This window comes from Kocuria sp. KKT182 (assembly GCF_055635395.1).
The window spans coordinates 333255-359122 of record NZ_CM145757.1; the positions used below are offsets into that span (position 1 = coordinate 333255).

The 25868-nt window shown below is 74.5% G+C and carries 22 protein-coding genes, 4 tRNA genes and 1 riboswitch; of the genes, 16 read left to right on the forward strand and 10 right to left on the reverse strand.

The window, feature by feature from the left end:
- Positions 1–14 precede the first annotated feature (14 nt).
- The gene (locus ACZ2G1_RS01435) at positions 15–698 is read right to left on the reverse strand and encodes a potassium channel family protein (RefSeq protein WP_017834178.1); all 684 of its coding nucleotides are present in this window, start codon (positions 696–698) and stop codon (positions 15–17) included.
- Entirely contained in the window at positions 698–1444 is a 747-nt protein-coding gene (locus ACZ2G1_RS01440; protein ID WP_017834179.1) for a potassium channel family protein, read from the reverse strand. The genes ACZ2G1_RS01435 and ACZ2G1_RS01440 overlap by 1 nt, the downstream gene beginning before the upstream one ends.
- A gap of 87 nt (positions 1445–1531) precedes the next feature.
- Between ACZ2G1_RS01440 and ACZ2G1_RS01445 the strand changes: the two genes are divergently transcribed.
- From ACZ2G1_RS01445 to dxs, 4 genes are all read left to right on the forward strand, one after another.
- Complete coding sequence (locus tag ACZ2G1_RS01445; RefSeq protein ID WP_017834180.1) at positions 1532–3532, forward strand: APC family permease; 2001 nt, start codon at positions 1532–1534, stop codon at positions 3530–3532.
- Positions 3529–4950 carry a class I SAM-dependent RNA methyltransferase gene (locus ACZ2G1_RS01450; protein ID WP_035924028.1) on the forward strand — a complete coding sequence of 474 codons (1422 nt, stop codon included), beginning with the start codon at positions 3529–3531 and terminating at the stop codon, positions 4948–4950. The genes ACZ2G1_RS01445 and ACZ2G1_RS01450 overlap by 4 nt, the downstream gene beginning before the upstream one ends.
- Before the next feature lie 167 nt (positions 4951–5117).
- The gene (locus ACZ2G1_RS01455) at positions 5118–7943 is read left to right on the forward strand and encodes an aconitate hydratase (RefSeq protein ID WP_017834182.1); all 2826 of its coding nucleotides are present in this window, start codon (positions 5118–5120) and stop codon (positions 7941–7943) included.
- Between the two features lie 167 nt (positions 7944–8110).
- Positions 8111–10150 (forward strand): 1-deoxy-D-xylulose-5-phosphate synthase, encoded by a 2040-nt coding sequence (gene dxs, locus ACZ2G1_RS01460; protein ID WP_470377364.1) that lies wholly within the window; start codon positions 8111–8113, stop codon positions 10148–10150.
- A 7-nt stretch (positions 10151–10157) separates the two neighbouring features.
- Here dxs and ACZ2G1_RS01465 read toward each other — a convergent pair whose 3' ends face one another.
- Entirely contained in the window at positions 10158–10595 is a 438-nt protein-coding gene (locus ACZ2G1_RS01465; protein ID WP_470377365.1) for a Rieske (2Fe-2S) protein, read from the reverse strand.
- A 246-nt stretch (positions 10596–10841) separates the two neighbouring features.
- Between ACZ2G1_RS01465 and ACZ2G1_RS01470 the strand changes: the two genes are divergently transcribed.
- Positions 10842–11285, forward strand: a complete 444-nt coding sequence (locus ACZ2G1_RS01470) for a hypothetical protein (protein ID WP_470377366.1) — start codon at positions 10842–10844, stop codon at positions 11283–11285.
- A 130-nt stretch (positions 11286–11415) separates the two neighbouring features.
- On the opposite strand, the gene ACZ2G1_RS01475 is transcribed toward ACZ2G1_RS01470, so the two are convergent.
- The 3 genes from ACZ2G1_RS01475 to msrB all read right to left on the reverse strand — a co-directional run bounded on the left by ACZ2G1_RS01475 (position 11416) and on the right by msrB (position 14021).
- On the reverse strand, positions 11416–12762 hold the full coding sequence (locus ACZ2G1_RS01475; RefSeq protein WP_470377367.1) for an HRDC domain-containing protein: 1347 nt from the start codon (positions 12760–12762) through the stop codon (positions 11416–11418).
- Positions 12763–12814: 52 nt separating this feature from the next.
- Entirely contained in the window at positions 12815–13483 is a 669-nt protein-coding gene (locus ACZ2G1_RS01480) for a DUF3000 family protein (protein WP_470377368.1), read from the reverse strand.
- Between the two features lie 103 nt (positions 13484–13586).
- A complete protein-coding gene (gene msrB / locus ACZ2G1_RS01485; protein ID WP_017834188.1) occupies positions 13587–14021 on the reverse strand; it encodes a peptide-methionine (R)-S-oxide reductase MsrB in 435 nt (144 codons plus the stop codon).
- 168 nt (positions 14022–14189) lie between these two features.
- On the opposite strand from msrB, the gene ACZ2G1_RS01490 reads away from it, so the two are divergent.
- Positions 14190–15503 carry an alpha/beta hydrolase family protein gene (locus ACZ2G1_RS01490; RefSeq protein ID WP_470377369.1) on the forward strand — a complete coding sequence of 438 codons (1314 nt, stop codon included), beginning with the start codon at positions 14190–14192 and terminating at the stop codon, positions 15501–15503.
- Positions 15504–15528: 25 nt separating this feature from the next.
- Here ACZ2G1_RS01490 and ybaK read toward each other — a convergent pair whose 3' ends face one another.
- The 3 genes from ybaK to ACZ2G1_RS01505 are packed head-to-tail and all read right to left on the reverse strand — an operon-like array spanning position 15529 to position 17398.
- A complete protein-coding gene (ybaK, locus tag ACZ2G1_RS01495) occupies positions 15529–16020 on the reverse strand; it encodes a Cys-tRNA(Pro) deacylase (RefSeq protein WP_115162582.1) in 492 nt (163 codons plus the stop codon).
- A 17-nt stretch (positions 16021–16037) separates the two neighbouring features.
- Entirely contained in the window at positions 16038–16493 is a 456-nt protein-coding gene (locus tag ACZ2G1_RS01500; protein ID WP_035924019.1) for a SufE family protein, read from the reverse strand.
- Positions 16490–17398: a sulfurtransferase gene (locus ACZ2G1_RS01505; RefSeq protein ID WP_470377370.1), complete on the reverse strand. Its 909-nt coding sequence runs from the start codon at positions 17396–17398 to the stop codon at positions 16490–16492. The genes ACZ2G1_RS01500 and ACZ2G1_RS01505 overlap by 4 nt, the downstream gene beginning before the upstream one ends.
- Positions 17399–17678: 280 nt before the next feature.
- On the opposite strand from ACZ2G1_RS01505, the gene zapE reads away from it, so the two are divergent.
- Positions 17679–18740: a cell division protein ZapE gene (zapE, locus tag ACZ2G1_RS01510; protein WP_115162584.1), complete on the forward strand. Its 1062-nt coding sequence runs from the start codon at positions 17679–17681 to the stop codon at positions 18738–18740.
- A 124-nt stretch (positions 18741–18864) separates the two neighbouring features.
- On the opposite strand, the gene ACZ2G1_RS01515 is transcribed toward zapE, so the two are convergent.
- Positions 18865–18936, reverse strand: a tRNA-Val gene (locus tag ACZ2G1_RS01515).
- 298 nt (positions 18937–19234) lie between these two features.
- Between ACZ2G1_RS01515 and ACZ2G1_RS01520 the strand changes: the two genes are divergently transcribed.
- From ACZ2G1_RS01520 to ribD, 9 genes are all read left to right on the forward strand, one after another.
- Positions 19235–19307: transfer RNA gene (locus tag ACZ2G1_RS01520), tRNA-Gly, on the forward strand.
- 60 nt (positions 19308–19367) lie between these two features.
- A tRNA-Cys gene (locus ACZ2G1_RS01525) sits at positions 19368–19438 on the forward strand.
- A 50-nt stretch (positions 19439–19488) separates the two neighbouring features.
- Positions 19489–19563, forward strand: a tRNA-Val gene (locus tag ACZ2G1_RS01530).
- Positions 19564–19727: 164 nt separating this feature from the next.
- Positions 19728–20582, forward strand: a complete 855-nt coding sequence (locus ACZ2G1_RS01535; RefSeq protein WP_035924018.1) for a hypothetical protein — start codon at positions 19728–19730, stop codon at positions 20580–20582.
- 74 nt (positions 20583–20656) lie between these two features.
- Entirely contained in the window at positions 20657–21229 is a 573-nt protein-coding gene (def, locus tag ACZ2G1_RS01540; protein ID WP_470377371.1) for a peptide deformylase, read from the forward strand.
- A 33-nt stretch (positions 21230–21262) separates the two neighbouring features.
- On the forward strand, positions 21263–22186 hold the full coding sequence (gene fmt, locus ACZ2G1_RS01545) for a methionyl-tRNA formyltransferase (RefSeq protein WP_470377372.1): 924 nt from the start codon (positions 21263–21265) through the stop codon (positions 22184–22186).
- Positions 22183–23772 carry an RsmB/NOP family class I SAM-dependent RNA methyltransferase gene (locus ACZ2G1_RS01550; protein ID WP_470377373.1) on the forward strand — a complete coding sequence of 530 codons (1590 nt, stop codon included), beginning with the start codon at positions 22183–22185 and terminating at the stop codon, positions 23770–23772. Before fmt ends, ACZ2G1_RS01550 begins: the two co-directional genes overlap by 4 nt.
- Before the next feature lie 31 nt (positions 23773–23803).
- Entirely contained in the window at positions 23804–24469 is a 666-nt protein-coding gene (rpe, locus tag ACZ2G1_RS01555; protein ID WP_017833942.1) for a ribulose-phosphate 3-epimerase, read from the forward strand.
- A 55-nt stretch (positions 24470–24524) separates the two neighbouring features.
- Positions 24525–24688: riboswitch (FMN riboswitch) on the forward strand.
- A 117-nt stretch (positions 24689–24805) separates the two neighbouring features.
- On the forward strand, positions 24806–25864 hold the full coding sequence (ribD, locus tag ACZ2G1_RS01560; protein ID WP_035924014.1) for a bifunctional diaminohydroxyphosphoribosylaminopyrimidine deaminase/5-amino-6-(5-phosphoribosylamino)uracil reductase RibD: 1059 nt from the start codon (positions 24806–24808) through the stop codon (positions 25862–25864).
- Positions 25865–25868: the final 4 nt, after the last annotated feature.

Below are 25868 nucleotides of genomic sequence, written 5' to 3' on the forward strand. Positions count from 1 at the left end.
GCCCCGGGCCGCGCTCAGCTCCGGTGCGGCTCGTGCCGGCCGGCCGTCGTGAACATCGCGCGCAGCTGCGCCTCGCCCTCCGTGGTGGAGACGAAGAACAGCTGGTCGGCGCCCTCCACCACGTCGTCCCCCGAGGGGGTGATGGGCACCCCGTCGCGCAGGATGGCCACGAGGGTCACGTCCGGCGGCCACGGCACCTGGGAGACCATCGTGGCGATGATGGGGTGCTCGTGCGGCACCGTGTAGGCGGAGAGGGTCGCCCCGCCCGTCTGCAGGGTCAGCAGGCGCACCACGTCGCCGACCTCGACCGCCTCCTCCACGAGCGCGGTCATCAGTCGCGGCGTGGACACGGCCACGTCCACCCCCCACGCGTCGTCGAAGAGCCACTCGTTCTTGGGGTTGTTGACCCGGCCCACCGTGCGGGGCACGCCGAACTCGCTGCGGGCCAGGAGGGAGACCACCAGGTTCGCCTTGTCGTCGCCCGTGGCGGCGACGACGACGTCGGTCTCCTCCAGCCCGCCCTCCCGCAGCGTGGAGAGCTCGCAGGCGTCGCCGATGATCCACTGGGCCCCGCGCAGGTCCGAGCGGCCGATGACCTCGGGCTTCTCGTCGAAGATCACCACCTCGTGCTGGTGGGACAGCAGCTCCCGGGCGATCGAGGCGCCCACGGCGCCCGCGCCCACGATGACCACGCGCATCAGGATCCTCCCCGGGAGGTGTCGTCGGAGCCGGGCGCGTCGTCGGACTCCCGGCGCAGGGAGTTGGCGAAGTCGAGCACGTCCGGGCCGGGCGGGCGGGACAGGACGCGGGACACGGCCTCGACGTCGTCGGTGCGCATCATGGCGTGCACCACGTCCCCCTGCTGGTAGCTCATGTCGGGACCCGGCAGCACGCCCTCCCCGAAGCGCGTCACGAACGCGATCCGCACCCCCGTGGCCTCCTGGATCGCGTCCAGGTGCAGCCCGGACCACGAGTCGTCCAGGGACAGCTCGCCCAGCTGCAGCCGTCCCGAGGCCTCGCGGAAGTCGGCCGTGATCGTCTGCTCGGGCAGGATCCGGCGCAGCGCCTGGTCGGCGCTCCAGCGCACGGCGGCGACGGTGGGGATCCCCAGCCGCTGGTAGAACTCCGCCCGGGAGGGGTCGTAGATGCGGGCCACCACGTGGCGGACCTTGAACGTCTCGCGCGCCACGCGCGCCGCGATGATGTTGGAGTTGTCCCCGCTCGAGACGGCCGCGAAGGCGTAGGCCTCCTCGATCCCGGCCCGGCGCAGCACCTCCTGGTCGAAGCCGAGGCCGGTGACCTTCTTGCCCTCGAAGGACTTGCGCAGCCGCCGGAAGGCGCGGTCGTCCTGGTCGATCACCGCCACGGTGTGCCCGGAGTCCTCGAGGGTGTGGGCGACCATCACGCCGACGCGCCCCACTCCCATGATCACGAAATGCGCCATGCCTCTCAGCCTAGGTCACCCCGGGGGGGCGCGGCCCGCACGGGGCGCGGCGGACAATCGGTGCGGGACGGACTACCGTGGGGAGCCGTGCAGAGCATTCCCCGGGCGCTGAGGCGAGCCCTCGTCGGCAAGCCCATCCACAACGAGCGGTTCAGCGACGCCGTGCTGCCCAAGCGCACGGCGCTGCCGGTGTTCTCGGCGGACGCCCTCTCCTCGGTGGCCTACGCCCCCGACGAGATCATCCTCACCCTCGCGCTCGCGGGGACCACCGCCGTGGCGGTCTCCCCGTGGGTGGGCCTGGCCGTGCTCGTGGTGCTCACCGTGGTGATCACCGCCTACCGGCAGAACGTGCGCGCCTACCCCTCCGGCGGCGGCGACTACGAGATCGTCTCCAAGAACCTCGGCCGCACCGCGGGGGTGGGCGTGGGCGCGGCCCTGATGGCCGACTACGCCCTCGTCGTGGCGGTGTCCATGGCCACCGCCGCCCAGTACGTCACCGCGGCGCTGCCCGCGCTCGCCGGGCGGCGGGTGGAGCTGGCCGTGGCCGGGATCCTCTTCGTGGGACTGCTCAACCTGCGCGGGCTGAAATTCATGGGCCGGGCCGCGGCCGTGCCCACCTACTTCTTCCTCGCGGTCCTGACCGCGCTGCTGCTCGTGGGCCTGGGCCAGGACCTCACCGGCTCCCTGGGGGACGCCCCCAGCGCCGGCCGGGAGGTCCTGCCGGCCGCCGGATTCGACGCGGGGCTGGCCGGTCTCGCGGGGGCCCTGCTGGTGCTGCGGGCCTTCTCGTCCGGGGCCGTGGCGCTGACCGGCGTGGAGACCATCACCAACTCGGTGCCCTACTTCCGCAAGCCCCGCGCCGCCAACGCCGCGGCCACCCTGGGCGTGCTCGGGGCGATCTCGGCGGCCCTGCTGGCCGGGGTGCTGTACCTCGCGGACCGCACGGACGTCGTGGTCGTCGGCGACCCGGAGGAGCAGCTGCTCGTCGACGGCCGGCTCCCCGGCCCCGACTTCTTCCAGGACCCCGTGCTGGGCCAGCTCGCGAAGACCGTCTTCGGCACCGACTCCCTGTGGTTCTTCGTGCTCGTGGCCGCGACGGTGGGCGTGCTGATCCTCGCCGCGAACACCGCCTTCTCCGGCTTCCCCACGCTGGCGTCCCGGCTGGCGCGGGACGCCTTCCTGCCCCGGCAGCTGCAGGCGCGCGGGGACCGCTTCGCGTTCACCAACGGCATCCTGCTGCTGCTGCTCGTCGCCGTGGTGCTCACCGTGGCGTTCGGGGCCAACGTCAACAGCCTCATCCAGCTCTACATCGTGGGCGTGTTCGTCTCCTTCACGCTCACCCAGGCCGGCATGGTCCGGCACTGGGCGCGCGTCCGGCGGATGCGCCCGCACCCCGGGGTCCGCCGCGAGCTGTTCGTGCGCCGGGCCGTGGCCCTGGTCGCCTTCGTGCTGTGCGCGGCGGTGCTCGTCGTCGTCCTCGTCACCAAGCTCACCCAGGGCGCGTGGATCACCATCGTGGCCATCGTGGTCCTCAGCGCGGTCATGGCGGGGGTCCGGCGGCACTACGACGCCGTGGACGCGGAGCTCGCGCTGCAGCCCGACTCCCCGGTCCGGGCCCTGCCCTCGCGGGTGCACGCCATCATCTACGTCTCCTCCGTCCGCAAGCCCCTCATGCGCGCCCTGGCCTACGCCCGGGCGTCCCGGCCCTCGACCCTCGAGGCCGTCGTCGTGGACACGAACGCCGCCGCCACCCGCCGGATCCTCGACGAGTGGCGCCGCCTCGAGATCCCGGTGCCCGTCACCGTGCTCCACGCGCCCTACCGGGACACCATCGGCCCGGTCCTCGACCACGTGCGCGGGGTGCGCCGCAAGTCGCCCCGGGACCTGGTCGTGGTGTACCTGCCCGAGTACGTCGTGCGGCACCGGTGGGAGCGGCTGCTGCACAACCAGGCCATCCGGCCGCTGCGGGCCCGCCTGCACCAGGAGCGCGGGGTCATGACGGCCTCCGTGCCCTGGCACCTGTCCTCCGCCTCCGGCCAGGACACGGGCCCCGAGTCCGCCCCCGAGCAGAGAGCGTCCCGCCCGTGACCCCGTCCCACCCCCCGGCCCCCGCCGAGCCCGCCGTGCCCGCCGTCCCCGTCGAGCTCGAGCTGCGCCTGGGCCCCGTCGCCCACGGCGGCCACACCGTGGCCCGCACCGGCGAGGGGCGCGTGGTGTTCGTCCGCCACGGCCTGCCCGGCGAGCTCGTCCGCGTCCGCCTCACCGACAGCGGCCCCGAGGCCCGGTTCTGGCGCGGCGACGTCGTGGCCGTCCTCGAGGCGGACCCCCACCGGCGGACCGAGCACGTGTGGGCCCCGGCCGACCCCCTGCTGACCTGGCGGCGCGGCGAGCCGCCCGTCGGCGGCGCGGAGTTCGGCCACGCCGAGCTGGAGGCCCAGCGCGCCCTCAAGGCCGCGGTGGTGACCGAGCAGCTCACCCGACTGGCCGGGCTCGAGACCGAGCTCGTCGTCGAGGCCGTGCCGGGGGAGGACCCGCAGGGCCTCGGCTGGCGCACCCGGGCGCACTTCGCGGTCGATCCCGCGGGGCGGATCGGGATGCACCCCCACCGCAGCGCGGCCGTCGTCCCGGTGGACGGCTTCCCGCTCGTGGTCCCCGCCATCGACGCCCTGCGGCTCGGGCGGCTCGACCTGCGCGGGGCGGAACGGGTCGACGTCGCGGCCCCCGCCGACGGCGGGACGCCGCTGGTGCACCTGAGCCTGGCCGCCGGGGCCGACCCGCACCGGCTGCGCCGCGAGCTGGCACGGCTCACCGCGGACCAGGACGTCTCCGTCACCGCCCGCGCCGAGGGGCAGCGCGAGCCCGAGACGTGGGCGGGCCGGCCGTCGGTCGCCGAACACGTGGGCCCGCACCGGTGGGAGGTCTCCGCCGAGGGGTTCTGGCAGATCCACCGCGCCGCCCCCGCCCTGCTGCACCGGGAGGTGCCCGCGGCCGCCGCGGCGCGCCCCGGGGAGCACGCCCTCGACCTCTACGCCGGCGCCGGACTGTTCACGGCCGCGCTCGCGGACGCCGTGGGGGAGACGGGCACGGTCCTGGCCGTCGAGGGCTCGCCGGTCACCAGCGCCGACGCCCGCCGCGCCTTCGCCGGCCGGCCGGGGGTCCGCGTCGAGCGCGGGAGCGTCGACAAGGTGCTCGCCCGGACCTGGCCGCAGGCGGCGCCGGCCCGTGGCCGCCGGCCGGCGCGGGGCGGCCGCCCGGCCCGGAGCGGCGCGGCCCGCCCCGACGTCGTGGTCCTGGACCCGCCCCGGGCGGGCGCCGGGCGGACCGTCGTGGACCAGCTCGTGGCGCTGGCCCCGCGCCGGATCGTCTACCTCGCGTGCGACCCGGCCACACTGGCGCGGGACCTGGGCCGGTTCCGCCGCGCCGGGTGGCACGTGCGGTCGGTGCGCGCCTTCGACATGTACCCCAACACCCATCACGTCGAGACGCTCGCGGTCCTGGAGCCCTGACGGACGCCGCCGTCCGCTGCGTGACGGCGACCGCCGGGAGTCGTTCGGAGTCACCGGGCTCACACGGGCTACACTGGCGGATGACTGTTCACGGGAGAACCTCCGGCCCTTCGCCGGTGTCCTCCCGCGGGCGTTTCCAAGACGGTGGCGAGAGGAGTTCCACGCATATGAGCACAGTGGACAGCTTCGGGGCCAAGGGCGTACTCGACGTCAAAGGCACCGAATACGAGATTTTCCGACTGAACACGCTGGAGGGTGCGCAGAAGCTCCCGTACAGCCTGAAGGTTCTGCTCGAGAACCTGTTGCGCACCGAGGACGGCGCCAACATCACCTCCGAGCACATCGAGGCCCTGGCCAACTGGGACCCCACGGCCGAGCCCAGCATCGAGATCCAGTTCACCCCGGGTCGCGTGATCATGCAGGACTTCACGGGCGTGCCCTGCATCGTGGACCTCGCGACGATGCGCGAGGCCATCGCGGACCTCGGCGGCGACCCCGCCCGCGTGAACCCGCTCGCCCCGGCCGAGCTCGTGATCGACCACTCCGTGCAGATCGACTCCTTCGGGACCTCGGACTCGATCGGGATCAACATGGACATCGAGTACCAGCGCAACGGGGAGCGCTACCAGTTCCTGCGCTGGGGCCAGACGGCGTTCGACGACTTCAAGGTCGTCCCCCCGGGCATGGGCATCGTCCACCAGGTCAACATCGAAAACCTGGCGCGCGTCGTGATGACCCGCGAGGTCGACGGCGTGCTGCGCGCCTACCCGGACACCTGCGTGGGCACCGACTCGCACACCACCATGGAGAACGGCCTGGGCGTGCTCGGCTGGGGCGTGGGCGGCATCGAGGCCGAGGCCGCGATGCTCGGCCAGCCCATCTCCATGCTCATCCCGCGCGTGGTCGGCTTCAAGCTGACCGGCCAGATCCCGTCCGGGGCCACCGCCACCGACGTGGTGCTGACCATCACCGAGATGCTCCGCGAGCACGGCGTGGTCGGCAAGTTCGTCGAGTTCTACGGCGAGGGCGTCGGCGCCGTGCCTCTGGCCAACCGCGCCACCATCGGCAACATGAGCCCCGAGTTCGGCTCCACCGCCGCGATCTTCCCGATCGACGACGTCACCCTCGAGTACCTGCGCCTGACCGGCCGCTCCGACGAGCAGATCGACCTCGTCGAGGCGTACGTCAAGGAACAGGGCATGTGGCACGACCCGTCCGAGGAGATCACCTTCTCGGAGTACCTCGAGCTGGACCTCTCCACCGTGGTCCCCTCGATCTCCGGGCCGAAGCGGCCGCAGGACCGCATCTCGCTCACCGACGCGAAGGCGCAGTTCCACGAGGACATCAAGAACTACGCCACGCACGTCGACGACAACGCCTCCGGCGACACCGTGGACGACGTCGCGGCGCAGTCCTTCCCGGCCTCGGACGCCCCCGGCTACACCGCGGACGACCACCAGTCGGAGGCGGACCGCCCGCGCGAGCACCACGCCTTCGCCGAGGACGGCCGCCCGAGCAAGCAGGTCCCCGTGACCATGCCCGACGGCCGCGAGTTCGAGCTCGACCACGGCGCGGTCTCGATCGCGTCGATCACCTCGTGCACCAACACCTCGAACCCGTCGGTCATGATGGCCGCCGCGGTGCTGGCGCGCAACGCCGTCGAGAAGGGGCTCAAGGCCAAGCCCTGGGTCAAGACCTCGATCGCCCCGGGCTCGAAGGTCGTCACCGACTACTACGAGAAGTCCGGTCTGGTGCCGGCGCTCGAGGAGCTCGGCTTCTTCATCGTGGGCTACGGCTGCACCACCTGCATCGGCAACTCCGGTCCCCTCGAGGACGAGATCTCCCAGGCCATCCAGGACAACGACCTGGCCGTGACCTCGGTGCTCTCCGGCAACCGCAACTTCGAGGGCCGCATCAACCCGGACGTGAAGATGAACTACCTGGCGTCCCCGCCGCTGGTCATCGCCTACGCCCTGGCCGGCAACATGGACTTCGACTTCGAGAGCGAGTCCCTGGGCCAGGACGCCGACGGCAACGAGGTGTACCTCAAGGACATCTGGCCGGACCCGGCCGAGGTGCAGAAGATCATCGACGCGTCCATCGACACGGAGATGTTCACCCGCGAGTACGGCACCATCTTCGACGGCGACGAGCGCTGGCAGAACCTGGACACCCCCACCGGAAAGACGTTCGAGTGGAACCCCGAGTCCACCTACGTCCGCAAGCCCCCGTACTTCGAGGGCATGACGATGGAGACGACCCCGGTCGAGGACATCACGGGCGCCCGCGTGCTGCTGAAGCTGGGCGACTCGGTCACGACCGACCACATCTCCCCGGCGGGCTCGTTCAAGTCCGACACCCCGGCCGGCAAGTACCTCATCGAGAACGGGGTCCAGCGCAAGGACTTCAACTCGTACGGCTCCCGCCGCGGCAACCACGAGGTCATGATCCGCGGCACCTTCGCCAACATCCGGATCAAGAACCAGCTCCTGGACGGCGTGGAGGGCGGCTACACCCGCGACTTCACGCAGGAGGGCGGCCCGCAGGCCGCCGTCTACGACGCCTCGATCAACTACCAGGAGGCCGGCGTCCCGCTGGTCGTGCTGGGCGGCAAGGAGTACGGCTCCGGGTCCTCCCGCGACTGGGCCGCGAAGGGCACCTCCCTGCTGGGCGTCAAGGCCGTCATCGCCGAGAGCTACGAGCGCATCCACCGCTCGAACCTCATCGGCATGGGCGTGCTCCCGCTGCAGTACCCGGCCGGGGAGTCCGCGGACTCCCTCGGCCTGGAGGGCACGGAGACCTTCGACATCCAGGGCGTGACCGGGCTCAACGAGGGCACCACCCCGAAGACGCTCAAGGTCACCGCCACGAAGGAGGACGGCTCCACCGTCGAGTTCGACGCGGTCCTGCGCATCGACACGCCGGGCGAGGCGGACTACTACCGCAACGGCGGCATCCTGCAGTACGTGCTCAGGAACATCGCGAAGTCCTGATCCCAGGGCGTTCGCAGCGCGCAGGGGCCCGGTCCGGGAACGGACCGGGCCCCTGCGCGTCGTCGGCCCTGTCGGGGCGAACGAGTAGGATCGGGGGAGCGCGCCGCCCCGGCCCCCCGGGACCGACGGCGCGAGCGACCACGACGCCGAGGACTGCGGGAGAAACCATGAGCGTGCTGGAGCGGGTGTCCGGGCCCGAGGACCTCGCGGGACTGAGCCGCGCGGAGCTGGGCCGGCTGGCCGAGGAGATCCGCGAGTTCCTCGTCACCCACGTCTCCGCGACGGGCGGCCACCTGGGACCCAACCTGGGCGTCGTCGAGCTGACCCTCGCGGTGCACCGGGTCTTCGACTCGCCCAAGGACTCCGTCGTCTTCGACACCGGGCACCAGTCCTACGTGCACAAGCTGCTCACCGGCCGCAAGAACTTCGAGACCCTGCGCCAGGAGGGCGGTCTCGCCGGCTACCCGGACCGGCGCGAGTCGGAGCACGACATCGTCGAGTCCTCCCACGCGTCCTCCTCCCTGTCCTGGGCCGACGGCATCTCGCGCGGCTACGCGATGACCGGTCAGCACGACCGGCACACGGTGGTGCTGGTGGGGGACGGGGCGCTCACCGGCGGGATGGCCTGGGAGGCCGTCAACAACATCGCCTCCGACCGCGACCGCAAGGTCGTCATCGTGGTCAACGACAACGGCCGCTCCTACGCCCCGACCGTCGGCGGCTTCGCCAACCACCTCGCGGAGCTCCAGGCCAGCGTGCAGCAGGGCGTGGACGCCGTGCGCACCGACCGCCGCTACGAGCAGACCCTCGAGACCGTGAAGGACCTGCTGAAGCACTCCGGCCCCGTCGGGGAGATGTTCTACCGCGGTCTGCACGGGATGAAGCAGGGCATCAAGGACGTCGTGGTGCCCCAGGGCATCTTCGAGGACCTCGGCATGAAGTACGTCGGCCCCGTCGACGGGCACGACCTCGAGGCCGTCGAGCAGGCCCTGGGCAACGCCAAGAACTACGGCGGACCGGTCATCGTGCACGCGATCACCGAGAAGGGCCACGGCTACGGGCCCGCCACCGCGAACGTGGACGACCAGTTCCACGCCGTGGGCGTCATCGACCCCGTCACCGGCCGCTCCACGGCCACGAGCTCCGAGCGCAGCTGGACGGCCGTGTTCCGCGACGAGATCGCCCGGATCGCCGACGAGCGCGAGGACGTCGTCGGCATCACCGGCGCCATGCTCATCCCCGTGGGGCTGCAGAAGATGCAGGCCGCCCACCCCGACCGGGTCGTGGACGTGGGCATCGCCGAGCAGCACGCCATCGCCATGGCCGCCGGCATGGCCTACGGCGGCCTCCACCCCGTGGTGGCCCTCTACGCGACGTTCCTCAACCGCGGCTTCGACCAGCTCCTCATGGACGTGGCGCTGCACCGGGCCGGCGTCACGGTCGTCCTCGACCGGGCCGGGGTCACCGGCCCGGACGGCCCCAGCCACCACGGCATGTGGGACCTCGCGCTGCTCCAGATCGTGCCCGGGCTCCACCTGGCCGCACCGCGCGACGAGCCCACCCTGACCGAGGAGCTGCGCGAGGCGGTGGCCGTCGACGACGCCCCCACCGTCATCCGGTACCCCAAGGGCGCCGTGGGCGCCCCCGTCCCGGCCGTCGAGCGGCTGGCGGACGGGGTGGACGTGCTCGCGCGCCGCGGCGGCGAGAGCGGGACCGAGGGCGCCCGCCGGGACGTCCTGCTCGTGTCCGTCGGCGCCATGAGCGCTCTGGCGCTGGACGTGGCCGACCGGCTCGAGGCCCACGGCGTCACCTCCACCGTGGTCGACCCCCGCTGGGTGCTGCCCGTGCCGGCCTCGGTCATCGAGCTCGCCGCCCAGCACCGGATCGTGGTGGTCGTCGAGGACGGCGTGCGCGCCGGCGGGATCGGCTCCCGGATCCGCCAGGAGATGCGGGCGGCGGGCGTCGACACCGCCCTCAACGAGGTGGGGCTGCCCACGGAGTTCCTCCTGCACGGCTCCCGCTCCCAGGTCCTCACGCGGGTCGGCCTGACCGCCCAGCGCGTCGCCCAGGACACGCTGGCCTCCGTGCTCGGCACCCGGGTGCCCTACGCGCGCCCGGTGCAGGGCGCGGCCGCCGGCCAGGGTGCCGTGCCCGACACGGCCGAGGACGCCCGCGGGGCGTCGCTGCCGCGGTCGCACCGGGGCTGAGCCCCGCTCAGCCGAGCAGGATCCGCCCGTCCGCCACGCTCGCGGGGTACGGCTCCAGCCCGGACTCGGCGGGTCCGGCCAGGACCTCGCCGGTCGTGAGGTCGAACTGCGAGGAGTGGCACGGGCAGACGTAGAGCTCCTCCTGCGGGGCCACCATGCACCCCTGGTGCGGGCACACGGGGGAGAACGCGACGACCGTGTCCGGGTCCGGGCGGCTCACGACGGCCTGTACGCCGTCCCGGTCGAACTTCACTGCTGAGCCCACCGGCAGGTCCTCGAGGGCGCCCGCGTCCACGGGGCCGGACGCTGCGGCGGCGGGGCCGCCGCCCGTCGACGGCGGGGCGTCGGCGGCGCACGCGGTGAGCGCCGCGGTCGAGCCGGCCCCGGCCAGGCCGAGGACCGCGCGCCGGGACGGGGCGGACGGGGTGGTCGGGCGCTCGGGCATCGGGGTCCTCTCGACGGCGGGGTGCGGGTCCGCCGTCAGTCTAGGCGCCGGGCCCCACCCCCGGGTGCTGCCTGCCCGAGGGCGCCCCGTGCGGTGATCGCTGTGAGCGGAGCCGCACGGGGCCGGTGTCCGCCGCGCCGGTTCATCAGTAGGATGATGAAGACATCAGTCAGCGGGACGGTCCGTGCACGACCGGCTCGTCCTCGGGCCCGGCCGCCGCGCCGGGACGGACGGAAGGACAGCACCATGATCAAGCGACTCATCTTCGTCACCGGATTCGGGGTCGGCTTCGTGGTCGGCTCGGCCTCGGGCCGCAAGAGCTACGAGGCCCTCAAGCAGAACGCCGTGAAGACGTGGCACGACCCCAAGGTCCAGGAGAAGGTCTCCGAGGGCACCGACTGGGTGAAGTCCGAGGTGCCCGTGGTCGGCGGGAAGCTGGCCGACAGCGCCAAGAAGGCGGCGGACACCGTGGGCACCAAGGCCGCCGACGCCTCCTCGTCCGTCAAGGAGAAGGTCTCCGGGTCCTCGGCCGGCACGGGATCCTCCAGCGGTGCCGCCGCCACGGGGGCTTCGACCGCCGGGACCTCGACCACCGGTTACGCCGACCTGCAGGACGCGAAGCCGGTGACCCCGGAGAGCCCCCTGGACCCGGCCGAGCCGCACCCGACCCCCGGCGACACGCAGCACTGACCCGCCGGCGCCCGCCCGCAGCACCGCTGCCGCAGGGCGCGGGCCGCGGGGCGAGCGGAGCCCGGCCCGCACAGGAGGAAGGGCCCCGGCCGTCGGCCGGGGCCCTTCCTCCGTCCCCGGAGGGAGCGGCTCACGCTGCGGGCTCGTCCTCGTCCCCGGCCGGCGGCTGGTCGCGCTCCACCTGGCGCGCCGCGCGCTTGCGGGCCCGCAGCTCCCGCCAGGCCGGGCCGAGGACCGGGGCCGTCAGCTCGACCTGCCACCGGCGCGCCCCGAGGTCCCGCAGGCGGTCCGCCACCGCCTGGTCGGTGGTGCTCTTCGGCGGCTGCCAGCAGAAGCGCCGCAGGTGCTCGGGGGTGAGCAGGTTCTCGGTCGGCAGCTCGTGCGCCTCGGCGAGCTCGGCCACGAGCGGCTTCAGGACCCGCAGCCGTGCTGCGGCCTCGGGGCGCTTGACCTCCCACGCCTTCACGGGCGGCAGGGCGTCGGACTTCACGGTGAAGGGGACGAGCTCCGTGGCCGTGCGGGCCTCGGCGATCGCCCGCAGCCACCGGGGCGCCTCCCGCGCCGCGAGCCGGCCGTGGAAGCCGGGGGTGTCGAGGAGCTGCGGCACGGTGCGCGGCATGGCGGCCGCGGCGGCGACCAGGGCGGCGTCGGGCAGCAGCCGGCCGGGGGCGACGTCCTTGTGCTGGGCGAGCCGCTCCCGCTCCTCCCACAGCCCGCGCAGCGCGGTGAGCTGGCGCCGGCCCTTCACCTTGTTGATCCCCGACGTCCGGCGCCACGGGTCCTGGCGCGGGGGAGCGGGCTCGGCGGTGCGCACGGCCTCGAACTCCTGGAGCGCCCAGTCCAGCTTGCCCCTCTCCCGCAGCAGCTCCTCCATGGCCCAGCGCAGCTGGATGAGCATCTCCACGTCGAGCGCGGCGTAGTTCAGCCAGTCCCTCGGCAGGGGCCGCTTCGACCAGTCCACGGCGGAGTGCTCCTTGGCCAGCGTGTAGCCCAGCAGCTCCTCCGTCTCCGCGGCCAGGCCCACGCGCCGGAGCCCGGCGATGCGCCCGCCCAGCTCGGTGTCGAAGAGCCGGTCCGGCTCCATGCCGAGGGCGCGCAGGGAGGGCAGGTCCTGGGTGGCAGCGTGCAGCACCCACTCGACGCCGGAGAGCGCCTCGCCCAGCACGGCCAGCGAACCGGTGGCCTCCGGGTCGATCAGCACGGTGCCCACGCCCTCGCGCCGCAGCTGCACGAGGAAGGCGCGCTGCCCGTAGCGGAAGCCCGACGCCCGCTCGGTGTCGATCGCCGCCGGGCCGGAGCCCGCGGCGACGGCGGCGGCGGCCCGCTCCAGTCCTGCCACGGTGTCGATGACGGGAGGGATCCCGTCGAACGGCGCCGCGAGGTGGACGCTGTCGGGGATCTCGAAGTCCTCGAAGCCGGCGACCACGGGGGTCGAGGGCTCGTCGGGCGCGGATCGGCGGTCGGCTGGGCTGGTCAAGGAGCGTCTTCGATTCTGTGTCGGCCCCGGCGGGGCGCGGTCGGTTCGGTGGTCAGCGGCGCGGGTGCAGCACGGTCACGCCCCGGGGGTACGGCGGCAGGCCCGCGAAGGTGCAGACCGTGTCCGCCCAGGCCGCCAGGTGCGGTGCCACGTCGGAGCCGTCGGGGGTCCAGGAGGCCCGCAGCTCGACGTCGGCCCCCTCCTCCTGGTCGCCGAGCAGACCGAAGCCCTCGGCGAGGACCCGGGACGCGGTGCCGCCCTCCCGAGAATATCCGGCCCGGTGGCGTTCCAGGGCCTCGAGGAGCCAGGTCCACGCGTTCGCGCCCGCCGTGTCGTCGCAGCCGATCTCGCGGCTCGCGGCCGCGCGGGCCCAGGTGACGATTCGGAACGGTCCGCCCCACGCCGTCGGCTCGGACGGGTCGTGCAGGAGCACGAAGCGTCCCGTGGCGAGCTCGTCCTCCGGGGCGCCGGGCGCCCGGTCCGGGACGGCGGCCGCGCCGGCGTCCCGCGCCGCTGCCGGACCGGCCGTGAGGGCCGGGGCGCGGGACGGTGCGGGCGGTCGCCGCACCTCGGCGCGCACCGCGGCCGCGAACGGCGCGAGGTGCGTCGGGGCCGGGATCGCCGTGAGCTCGACGCCCTCCCGGTGGCCGGTGCGGCGCAGCTGCTCGAGGGCGTCCTGGAAGTCCTGGTACACCTCGGTCAGGCCGTTCACCGCGCTCACACTGGAAGGGTAGGCCGTCGGGGCGTCCCGGCCCGTCGTGCCACGCCGCGAGCGCGCGATCGGCGTGGTCCCGGTCACCCCGGTCCCGTCCGGGCGGGACCGCTCAGGAGCCGGCGGGCACGAGGCGGACGGAGACGGAGTTGATGCAGTACCGGAGGTCCGTGGGGGTCGGGAAGCCCTCGCCGCCGAAGACGTGGCCCATGTGCGAGTCGCAGGCGGCGCACCGTACCTCCACCCGCTCCATGCCCAGGGCGGTGTCCTTGATGTAGCGGACCCGGTCCTCGGCCAGCGGCGCGTAGAAGGAGGGCCAGCCGCAGTGCGCGTCGAACTTGGTGTCGGAGCGGAAGAGCTCCGCCCCGCACGCGCGGCACTCGTAGACGCCCTCGGCCTTCGTCTCCCAGTACTCGCCGGTGAAGGGCCGCTCCGTGCCCGCCTCGCGCAGCACGTGGTACTCCTCCGGGGACAGGATGGAGCGCCAGTCCTCCTCGGTCCGTCCGGTGGCGTCGGGGCGGTCGCCGTGCCTGGTGGTCTCGCTCATGGTGTGGTCCTCCGGGATGTGGTCGGTGCTCCGGGCGGCGGTCCCCGCACGGGGCCCGCCCGGCGGTCCGCACGGGGCGGCGCGGGGCCTGCGGGGCGCGGACCGCCCGGCCAGCACAACGACGCGTCCCTCCCGGTTATGCCCGGGCTGCGTGGAAGACTGGGGGGCATGCCCCGTCGCCCCCTGCCGGTCCCCGCCGCCTTCGAGCCCCAGTCCGCGACGCAGTGGGCGCGCGGCGCCGTGGTGGGCGCGGCCGTCACGGTGGGGGCGGCGTCCCTGTCCTTCGGGCTCTCGAGCGCGGCGGCCGCCTACTTCGCGCGGCAGGTGGTGGTCCCGCCGAAGTACCGCTCCGAGGACCTGCACATCCTCGGCGTCACCCGTACCGGCGAGGACGGCGACCCGTCCGCGACGACGCTCGTGCGGCTCCCCGCCACGGTGGACACGACCGTGGCGGGGACCTACAGCCTGCGCTTCGACGCGGGCCGCGGTCACGCCCGGATCGGCGCCATCCGCTCCTACTCCCCCCGGGAGGGCACCGTGACCCGGGTGGTCGAGGAGGTCTACTCGGGGGACCTCTCCCGGGCGACCCGCGGCTTCTGGTCCGGGACGGTCTACCCGGACCCAGGGGCGGCGGGCCTGCCGTTCGAGGAGGTGGAGATCCCGATCGAGGTCGGGCCGGCGCCCTGCTGGGTGGTCCCCGCGGAGGGCGGGCCGACCCCGGAGGGTGAGCGGCCCCGGGTGCTCCCGGGTCCGTGGGCGATCATGGTGCACGGGCGCGGCGCCAACCGGATGGAGACGGTCCGTGCCGTGCCGGTGGCGCGGGAGCTCGGGCTGACCTCCCTGCTGATCTCCTACCGCAACGACCGGGAGGCGCCGCCCACGCACGACTTCCGGTACGGGCTGGGCTTCACGGAGTGGAAGGACGTGCAGACGGCGATCAGCTACGCGAAATCCCGCGGCGCCACCCAGATCGTGCTCTTCGGCTGGTCCATGGGCGGGGCGATCTCGCTGCAGACGGCTGACCTGTCCTTCTACCGGGACGACATCGCGGCCCTCGTGCTCACCGGCCCGGTGGTCGACTGGTTCGAGCTGATCGCCCACCACTCCCGCTCCCGCCGGATCCCCTCGGGGATCGGCCGGCTGGCCACGAACCTGATCTCCCACCCGGCGGGGCGGATGCTGACCGGTCTCGCCGCTCCGGTGGACCTCCAGGCCCTCGACTGGCTCTCCCGGTCCGAGCACCTGCGCACGCCCACCCTGGTGCTGCACTCCGTGGACGACGAGTTCGTCCCGGCCGCCAGCTCCCGCCGGCTCGCGGAGCTCAACCGGCTCGTGGAGTTCGTGCCCTTCGCCCGCGCCCGGCACACCAAGGAGTGGAACGTGGACCCGCAGCGCTGGGAGGACGCCGTGCGGCGCTGGCTGCCCGCCCGGCTGGCCCAGGACGCCAGGACCCTCGGGCCCGTGCGCGCGCAGCGGAGCTGAGGTCCGGTCCGGACCGCGGCGCGGGTCAGGAGCGCAGCGCGGCGGTGCGCCCGCCCGTGAGCCGCAGCAGCTCGGCCGGGGGCAGCTCGACGTCGAGCCCGCGCCGCCCGCCGGAGACGAGGACCGTGGGCCATGTCTCCGCGGAGTCGTCGAGCAGGGTGGGGGAGGGTGTCTTCTGCCCGAGGGGCGAGATCCCGCCCACCACGTAGCCGGTGCGCCGCTCCGCGAGCCGGGGCTCGGCCAGGGCGGCCCGCTTCCAGCCCAGGGCGGCCGCGGCCGCGCGCAGGGACAGCCGCGCGGAGACGGGCAGCACCGCGACCGCCCAGTCCCGCTCGTGCACGACCAGCAGCGTCTTGAACACCTGGTCCGGGTCGCGCCCCAGCGCGGCGGCGGCCTCCAGCCCGTAGGACGCGGCCGCAGGGTCGTGGGCGTACTCGTGCACGGTGAAGGCCACGCGCTCCCGCGCCAGGAGCGCGACGGCTGCGGTGGGGCCCGCACCGCGGGACGCCTTCGCCATGCCGGTGCCCCGGGGCCTCAGGCGTCCTGGAGCTCGCGGACGCGCCGCTTGATCCGGGCCAGCATCGCGGACATCCCGCGCATCCGCAGGGGCGAGACCAGCTGGGTGAGCCCGAAGCGCTCCGGCAGGTCGTCGGGGACGTCCAGGACCTGCTGGGCCGGGAGCCCGTCGAGGCCCTCGTGCAGGATCGAGGCGAAGCCGCGGGTGGTCGGGGCCTCCGCCGGGGCGGAGAAGAACAGCCGCACCGGGGCGCCGGGGCCGGGGACGGCGCCCTCCTCCCACTCGACGGTCAGGAACAGCGGCGACTGGCACTCGACCACCTGCTCGAGCTCCTCCGGGTGCTCGCCCAGGCGGTCCGGCAGCGCCGGCAGGGAGCGGGAGAAGTCGAGCAGCAGCTCGAGCTTGTCCTCCTGCGGCACGGCCGTGAAGTCCGCGACGAGCTCCTCGAGCTGGGCGGGCAGGGCCCCGCTCATCGGGCCGCCCCCGGGACCTCGCCGGGCTCCTCGCCGCGGACGATCGGCACGCGCACGGAGTTGCCCCACTCGGTCCAGGAGCCGTCGTAGTTGCGGACCCTGTCGTAGCCCAGCAGGTGCTTGAGCACGAACCACGTGTGGCTGGAGCGCTCGCCGATGCGGCAGTACGCGATGATGTCGTCGTCGGGGGAGAGCCCGACCTCGTCGCGGTAGATCGCCTCGAGCTCCTCGCGCGAGCGGAACGTGGCGTCCTCGGCGGCGGCCCGCGCCCACGGCACGGACGCCGCGGTCGGGATGTGCCCGCCGCGCAGCGTGCCCTCCTGGGGGTACTCGGGCATGTGCGTGCGCTCGCCCGTGTACTCCGGCAGGGACCGGACGTCGATCAGCGGCTGCTCGCCCAGGTGGGCCAGCACGTCCTCCTGGAAGGCGCGGATCGGGGCGTCGTCGCGCTCGACCACGGGGTAGTCGGCGCGCTCGGGCACGACCTTCTCCGTGGACAGCTCACGGCCCTCGGCGACCCACTTGTCCCGCCCGCCGTTCATGAGCCGCACGTCCGGGTGGCCGAACAGCTCGAACACCCACAGCGCGTAGGCGGCCCACCAGTTGGACTTGTCCCCGTAGACCACGATCGTGGTGTCGCGGGAGATGCCCTTGCGCGCCATGAGCTCGGCGAACTCCGCGGCGTCGACGTAGTCCCGGGTGTCGGGACGGTTCAGGTCGGTGTGCCAGTCGATCTTCACGGCGCCGGGCACGTGGCCGGTCTCGTAGAGCAGGACGTCCTCGTCCGACTCGACCACGACGACCCCGGGGTCGTCCAGGTGCTCGGCGACCCACTGGGTGGACACGAGTCGTTCGGGGTGCGCGTACTGCGCGAATTCTTCGTTGTTCTCCACGGCAACGCCCATGGGGACTCCTTCCGGGGTGGGGATCAGGGGAACGGGTCCTCGCGGACCGGCTTCCCCTCCAGGGTAGTGGTCCCGGCGGCGGACCGCCCCCGCCGGGGAGCCGCCGGGGCCCCGGCCCGGCCCTGCCGCGACCCCGTCGCGGCGGTGCCGCCGCCCTGATGACGCGGCGGGCGCGTCCCGGGCGACGGGGAGCCGGTAAAATCGCCGGAGCACGCGCGTGCGCCGCTCGGCGCGCCGAACCAGCGAACCGCCGGGCGCGGCGGACAGAGAGGTCTCCCAAGTGAGCATCCAGATCGAACACCTCACCGAGCGGCGCCCCCAGGTGTCGGCCGACGAACTGCTGTCGGCGTTCCGGCCCTCGGAGCGCTTCGGGGAGGTCTCGTTCGACACCTACCGCCCCGACCCGCAGCAGCCGTCCCAAGCGGAGGCGGTGCGGGAGCTGCGGAAGTTCGCGGAGTCCGTCAACCGCTCGACCGGCTCCGGCGGCGGGTTCTTCACGAGGCTCTTCGGCGGAGGCCCCCGCAAGGACGAGGTCCGGACGGGGATCTACCTCGACGGCGGCTTCGGGGTGGGCAAGACCCACCTGCTCGCGTCCCTGTGGCACGCGGTCCCCGGTCCCAAGGCGTTCGGCACCTTCGTGGAGTACACCAACCTCGTGGGGGCCCTGACCTTCCGCAAGGCCGTCGACGCCCTGAGCGCCTACAGCCTCGTGTGCATCGACGAGTTCGAGCTCGACGACCCCGGGGACACGGTCCTCATGTCCCGGCTGATGCGCGAGCTCGCCGACTCCGGCGTGCGGATCGCGGCGACGTCCAACACCCTGCCCGGATCGCTCGGCGAGGGCCGCTTCGCCGCGCAGGACTTCCAGCGGGAGATCCAGGTGCTGGCCGACCAGTTCGAGGTGCTGCGCATCGACGGCGAGGACTTCCGCCACCGGGGCCTGCCGCAGGCCCCGGCGCCGCTGTCCGACGGCGAGCTCGACCGGGCCGTGGAGGAGCACTTCCCGGGCCGCGTCGTGGCCGCCGACCGGTTCGCCGACCTCGTGGAGCACCTCGCGAGCGTGCACCCCTCCCGGTACCGCAAGCTCCTCGAGGGGATCGACGCCGTGGTCTGGCGCGACGTGCACACCATCGAGCAGCAGGCCGTCGCCCTGCGCTTCGTGGTGCTGGCGGACCGGCTCTACGACAAGAACCTGCCGATCATCGCCTCCGGCCGGCCCTTCGACGAGGTCTTCACGGCCGAGATGATGGCCGGCGGCTACCAGAAGAAGTACTTCCGCGCCGTCTCCCGCCTCACGGCGCTGGCCCGCGAGGGCATCCTCGGGGACGTCTCCGCGGTCTGAGCGCCCGCACCCCCTCCGGGCGCCGCGGCGCCCGGAGGGACGGGCCCGCGCGTCGTCAGGGCGCACCGACGACGACAGAGGGCCCCGGCTGGAATTCCAGCCGGGGCCCTCTGTGCACTGCTCGTGCGCGATACTGGGTTCGAACCAGTGACCTCTTCGGTGTGAACGAAGCGCGCTACCACTGCGCCAATCGCGCTCACTGCTCGAAAACCATAACCCACATCCCGGCCGCGGGCCAATTCGGGGGCGGGCACGGTCCGCCGGCACCCACCGCGCCGCGGCTCCCCGGGGGATTTGGCGTTTCGGAAAAGGGTCCCGTAAAGTCTCCACCTGTCAGGAACACCGACGGGTTCCGGCGAGCGGAGCGGCTACGAGGCCGCCCAGGACACCGATCCCGTCGACGCCTGCACGCCTCGGACCGGCGCGAACACCGCCGGAACGGTTGTGCTAGAGTTCCTGATCGGAAGATCGAGAGATCGACCGAAGCAAGACATGCGGACGTAGCTCAGCTGGTAGAGCACCACCTTGCCATGGTGGATGTCGCGGGTTCGACTCCCGTCGTCCGCTCGCAGTGATCGGCATGAACGATGTCGTGACCGACGGCCCTGTCCGCAAGGACCAGGTCCCGGTGGGGTGGCCGAGTGGTTAGGCAGCGGCCTGCAAAGCCGTCTACGCGGGTTCGAATCCCGTCTCCACCTCGGTGCACACCCACCACGCTTGACGGTCTCCCTCGGGAACCGCCGGTCGAGCGCGATTGGCGCAGCGGTAGCGCGCTTCCCTGACACGGAAGAGGTCACTGGTTCGATCCCAGTATCGCGCACCACCTGGAAGGCCCCGGCTCCACGAGCCGGGGCCTTCGTCGTGCCCGGACACGGCACCGCCCGGCGGGCGCCGTGTCCGAGGCGGTCGGTAGCCTGCGGGGCAGGACCCGGAGCACCGGGACCGCCCCGGGCCCCGGGGCGAGGCGAGGGAGAGGCGACGAGCAGCGTGACACAGCCCAGGCTGGCGGAACAGACCGAGTACGGGCGGATGTACGCGAGGTCCGTGGCGGACCAGGCGACCGTCCCCTCCATCACCACGGTCCTCTCCCGGGCCGCCACGGACCTGGACGGGTGGTACGGCTACTCCGCCGCGCAGGCCGCCGTGCGGGACGACCGGCTGCGCGCGGCCCTGGGCTCGCCGGCACAGCTGCGCGCCGTGGTGCGCGACGCGGCCAAGGCCGCCGAGCGGCACCGCGACGAGGCCGCGGCGCGCGGGGACCGCGTGCACACCTACGCCGAGCAGATCGCCCTGCGGGCCCTCGGCCGGCCCCACCGGGCCGCGGAGGCGCGGGCCGCGCTGGCCGAGCACGGCGAGGAGCGCTTCGCCTCGCGCTTCGACGAGTGGTGGGACCTCTACGCCCCCGAGCCGCTGGCCGTGGAGGTCACGGTGTGGAACTCCACCGTGGGCTACGCGGGGACCCTCGACCTCGTGGCCCGGATCGCGGGCAAGGTGTGCCTGATCGACTACAAGACGAAGGGCACGGACCGGGACGGGCGCGTGAAGTCCCTGGACCCCAAGGTCGTGACCCAGCTCGTGGCCGGGCTCAAGGCGGAGGAGTCCCTCGTGGACGCGGACGCCGGCACCTGGGAGCCGTGGGCGTACGGCGGCGCGGACCTGCTGCTGGGCGTGGCGGTCGGCGAGACGGAGGTCGTGCCCGTGCAGGCCGTCCCGGCGGTGCTCGAGCAGCACTGGTACAAGTTCTGCGCCCTGCACCGGCTGTGGACCCAGGAGACGGCCCTCGCCGCGGCCGGCCCCGCCCTGCGCCCCGTGCCGCCCCCGCCGCTGCGCGAGCAGGCGTAGGCCGGGAGCGCCCCGCGTGCCCGCGGGGGGACGGGCGGCCCGTAGACTTGCCGGGTCGAGAGCGAGGTCCCGCCATGTCCGTCCTGCCCATCCGCACCATCGGTGATCCCGTCCTGCGCACCCGCGCGGAGGAGGTCACGGCCTTCGACGACGCCCTGCGCCGGCTCGTCGCCGACATGCACGAGACGATGCTGGACGTCGGCGGCGTCGGCCTCGCCGCGCCCCAGGTGGGCGTCAGCGTGCGGCTGTTCACCTGGGCGGTCGAGGGCAGCGCGGGGCACGTGGTCAACCCGGTCCTGGAGGTGGGCGAGGAGCCCCAGGAGGGCGGCGAGGGCTGCCTCTCCGTCCCGGGACTGGCCTACGACACCCCGCGCCGGAACTGGGCCCGGGTCACCGGCCTCGACCAGCACGGCGCCCCCTTGACCGTCGAGGGCACCGGCCTGCTGGCGCGCTGCCTGCAGCACGAGACCGACCACCTGGACGGGCGGCTCTACGTCGACCGGCTGACCGGCGCCGAGAAGCGGGACGCGATGCGGGCCATCCGCGCCGCCGGCTACGACGGCGTGGTGCGCGGCGTGGCCGGGCAGCGCGCCGCGCACGTCGGAACCTCCTTCGGGGCCGGCTCCTTCGGCGCCGGCCCGGCCTGAATCCCGCCCCCGTCCCCACCCGTCAGGAGAGCCGTGAAGATCCTCTACGCCGGCACGCCGTCCGTCGCCGTGCCGCCCCTGGTCCACCTGGCCGAGCGGCCCGACGTCGAGATCGTGGCCGTCCTCACCCGCACCGACGCCCCCGTGGGGCGCAAGAGGGTGCTCACCCCCTCACCCGTGGCCGAGGAGGCCGGGCGGCGGGGGCTGCCCGTGCTCAAGGCCAACCGGGTGGACGCCGAGCTGACCGAGCGGATCCGGGGGCTGGGCGCGGACGTCGCCGCCGTCGTCGCCTACGGGGCCCTGGTCCCGCAGGCGGCCCTGGACGCCGTGCCGCACGGCTGGATCAACCTGCACTTCTCCCTGCTGCCGCAGTGGCGCGGCGCCGCCCCCGTCCAGCGGGCCCTGATGGCCGGGGACACGGTGGTCGGGGCCAGCACCTTCCTGCTGGAGGCCGGCCTGGACACCGGGCCCGTCCTCGGCACGATGACCGACGAGGTCCGTCCCGACGACACGGCCGGGACGGTCCTGGAGCGCCTGTCCCGCACCGCGGCGCCGCTGCTGGCGGACTCCCTGCGCGCCGTGGTCGACGGCTCCGCGCGCCCGGCCCCGCAGCAGGGCGACGTGACCCACGCCCCGAAGCTCACCGCCGAGGACGGGCGGGTCCGCTGGTCGGACCCCGCCGTGGCCGTGGCCCACCGGGTGCGCGGGGCGACCCCCGAGCCCGGGGCGTGGACCCGGCTCGACGAGCGCCGGCTCAAGCTCGACCTCGTGCTGCCCCGCCCCGACGTCCGGGACCTCGCCCCGGGCCGGTGCGTCCTGCGCGGGGACGCCGTGCTCGTGGGCACGGGCTCGTACGCCGTCCAGCTGACCCGGGTGCAGCCGGCGGGGAAGAAGACCATGGAGGCCACCGCCTGGGCGCGGGGCCGCAGCACGGAAGAGGAAGTGGTGTTCCAGTGAGCGGGCACGAGGACAGGCAGGGCGGCGACCGGCGGGGCGACCGCGACCGGCGACCGGGAGGCCCGCGGCGCAGCGCGAGGGGCCACGAGCGCAACCGGCGGGCGCAGTCCGACCGCTCCTTCTCCTCGGCGGCGCCCGCGGGGCGCACGCGGCGGGCCGACCCGGCCCGGCTGGCGGCGTTCGAGACCCTGCGCGCGGTGTCCGAGGAGGGTGCCTACGGCAACCTCGTGCTCCCCAAGCTGGTCCGGGCCCACCGCCTGGACCGGCGGGACGCGGGCTTCGCCACGGAGCTGGCCTACGGGGCGCTGCGCTGGCAGGGCACCTGGGACGCCGTGCTCGCCCGGTGCGTCGACCGGCCCCTGGGCGAGCTCGACGGCGCGGTGCTGGACGCCCTGCGCCTGGGCACCCACCAGCTGCTCGCGATGCGGGTGCCCGACCACGCGGCCCTCGACCAGACGGTGGGCCTCGTCCGGGCCGTCGTCGGCGCGGGCCCCGGCGGGCTCGTCAACGCGGTGCTGCGCAAGGTCGCGGCCCGGGACCTGCCCGCGTGGATCGCGGAGCTGACCGTCGAGGCCGTCGACGAGACCGCCCGCCTGGGCCTGGCCCACGCCCACCCGGCGTGGGTGGTCCGGGCCCTGCGCCAGGCGCTCACCGCCCACGGGCGGGACGCCGCCGAGCTCGAGGCGCTGCTCGAGGCGGACAACGCCGCCCCCGTGGTCAACCTCGTGGCCCTGCCCGGTCTCGGCGACCTCGACGAGGCCCTCGCCGCCGGCGCGGAGCAGGGGACGCTCGTCCCGGGCTCGGCGCTGAGCAGCGGCGGCGACCTGCACCGGCTCGCCTCCGTCCGGGAGGGCGGGGTCCGCGTCCAGGACGCCGGGTCCCAGCTCGTCGCCCGCGCCCTGCTCGCCGCCGGCCAGGACGCCGACGGCGTCGCCGGGGGCGGGCGCTGGCTGGACATGTGCGCCGGCCCGGGCGGGAAGGCGGCCCTGCTGGCGGCGCTCGCCGACCGGCAGGGGGCGCACCTGACGGCCAACGAGGTGGCCCCGCACCGGGCCGAGCTCGTGCGCCGGGCCCTGCGGCCGGTCCCGGAGCGCGCCTGGACGGTGCGCACGGGGGACGGGCGCGCCGCCGACGAGCTGCTCGGCGGCCGCCCCGTCGAGGAGGCCGGCTTCGACCGGGTCCTCGTCGACGCCCCGTGCACCGGCCTCGGGGCGCTGCGCCGCCGCCCGGAGTCGCGCTGGCGGCGCACCCCTCGCGACCTGGCGGAGCTCGGGCCGCTGCAGCGGGAGCTGCTGCACGCCGCCCTGGACGTCGCCCGCCCCGGCGGCCTGGTCGCCTACGCGACCTGCTCCCCGCACGCGGCCGAGACCCTCGCCGTGGTCCAGGACGTGCTGGCCCGCCGCGAGGACGCCGAGCTGGTCGACGCCCTGGCGCCGGTCCGGGCCGCGGCCCTGCCCGGCAGCCTCGACGGGGACCGCGACCCGTCCCGCCCGTGGGCGGGGGACGCCGGCCCCGCGACCGTCCAGCTGTGGCCGCACGTCCACGGCACGGACGCCATGTTCCTGGCCCTGCTGCGCAAGCGCTGAGCCCCCGACCGCCCGACCACCAGGAGTCCCCGTGCCCCGCACCTGCATCCACCCCTCGATCCTCTCCGCCGACTTCGTCAACCTCGAGACCGAGCTGGGCCGGATCGCCGCCGCCGACGCCGTGCACGTGGACGTCATGGACAACCACTTCGTCCCGAACCTGACGCTGGGCATGCCCCTCGTGGAACGGATCCTCGCCGTCAGCCCCCTCCCGCTGGACGTGCACCTGATGATCGAGGACGCGGACCGCTGGGCCGCGGGCTACGCCGAGCTCGGCTGCGAGTCGGTCACCTTCCACGCCGAGGCCGCGCGCGCCCCGCTGAAGCTGGCCCGCGAGCTGCGCGCCCACGGCGCCCGCGCCGGGATGGCCCTGCGCCCCGCGACCCCCGTGGAGCCGTACCTCGACCTGCTGCCCGAGCTGGACATGCTCCTGGTCATGACGGTGGAGCCCGGCTTCGGCGGCCAGGCCTTCCTCGACGTCACGCTGCCGAAGATCCGCCGGGCCGCCGAGGCGATCCGGGCCGGCGGGGGACGGGTGGCGCTGCAGGTGGACGGCGGGATCACCGAGGAGACCATCGTGCGGGCCGCGGAGGCCGGGGCCGACACGTTCGTGGCGGGCTCCGCCGTCTACGGCGCGGAGGACCCCGGGGCCGCGATCACGGCCCTGCGCGGGGCGGCCCGCTCCGCGCAGTCCTGAGCCGGCCGGCCGCGGGCCGCCGCGGGCACGCCCTGTGACATAATCGGGGCACGAACAACGTGTTCCGGGGTCGGTGGAAGTCCGAACCGGCGGTCACAGTCCGCGAACCGGACGACCACGTCCCTGCGGGCGCCCAGCGCCCGCACCGACGGGTCGCCCGGCCGAACCGGTGGAACTCCGGTACCGACAGTCACAGTCTGGATGGAAGGCAACACGTTCAACGGCCCTCGTGGCGTGCCGTCGACGGCACCCGCCACGGCGCCGTCCGGACCCGTGGGTCCCGACGGCGGCACCGTTGTCCTGCGCCCCGGTTCCGCCCCGGGAAAGGACGACGTGATGGACCCGCAGCACCGGACCGGCGACGACGCCGAGCGCTCGGTCATGCGGACCGCCCTGCACGCGGCGGCGCGCGGCCCGCGCGGGGCCAACCCCCTCGTCGGAGCCGTCCTCGTCGACGCCGAGGGGCGGATCCTGCACGTCGGCCACCACCGCGGGGCGGGCACCGTCCACGCCGAGGTCGACGTCCTGGAGCGCGCCGGGTCCGCCGGCACCGACCTCCGGGGCACCACCATGTACGTCACACTCGAGCCGTGCAACCACTGGGGCCGCACCGGCCCGTGCGCCGAGGCGATCGTGGAGGCCGGTGTGCCCCGCGTGGTCTACGGCGCCCCCGACCGCACCGCCGCCGCCGCCGGCGGAGCCGCCACCCTGCGCGCCGCGGGCCTCGAGGTCCGCTCGGGGCTGCTGGCCGAGGACGCCGAGCGGCTCAACGACCGCTGGGGCGAGACCGTGCGCGCCCAGCGCCCGTTCGTGACCCTGAAGGTCGCCCAGAGCCTCGACGCCCGGATCGCCGCCGCGGACGGGACCAGCCGGTGGATCACGTCGTCGTCGGCCCGCGAGCACGGGCACGACCTGCGCGCCCGCGCCGACGCGGTCCTCGTGGGCAGCGGCACGGTCCTGGCCGACGACCCCCGGCTCACCGCCCGCACCGGCGACGGCGGCGTGGTCCCGCGGCAGCCCCTGCGCGTGGCCATGGGCCTGCGCCCCGTGCCCCGGGACGCCGCGATCCGCGGGACCGACGGGCGGTTCCGGCACGTCGCCACCCACGACCCCCACTCCGCCCTGGCCGAGCTCTACGACGCCGGCGTGCGCCACGTGCTGATCGAGGGCGGGGCCACCGTCGCCGCCGGCTTCCTGCGCGCGGGGCTCGTCGACGAGCTCAGCCTCTACCAGGCGCCCCTCGTGCTCGGGGCGGGACGGCCCGCCTTCGAGGAGCTGGGCATCGGCACCCTCGCGGACGCCTCCCGGTGGCGGCTCGACCCCGCCGGCGGCGGGCCCGTGCAGCAGCTCGGCCCCGACCTGTGGATCCACCTGCGGCCCGTCCCGCCGGACTGAGCGG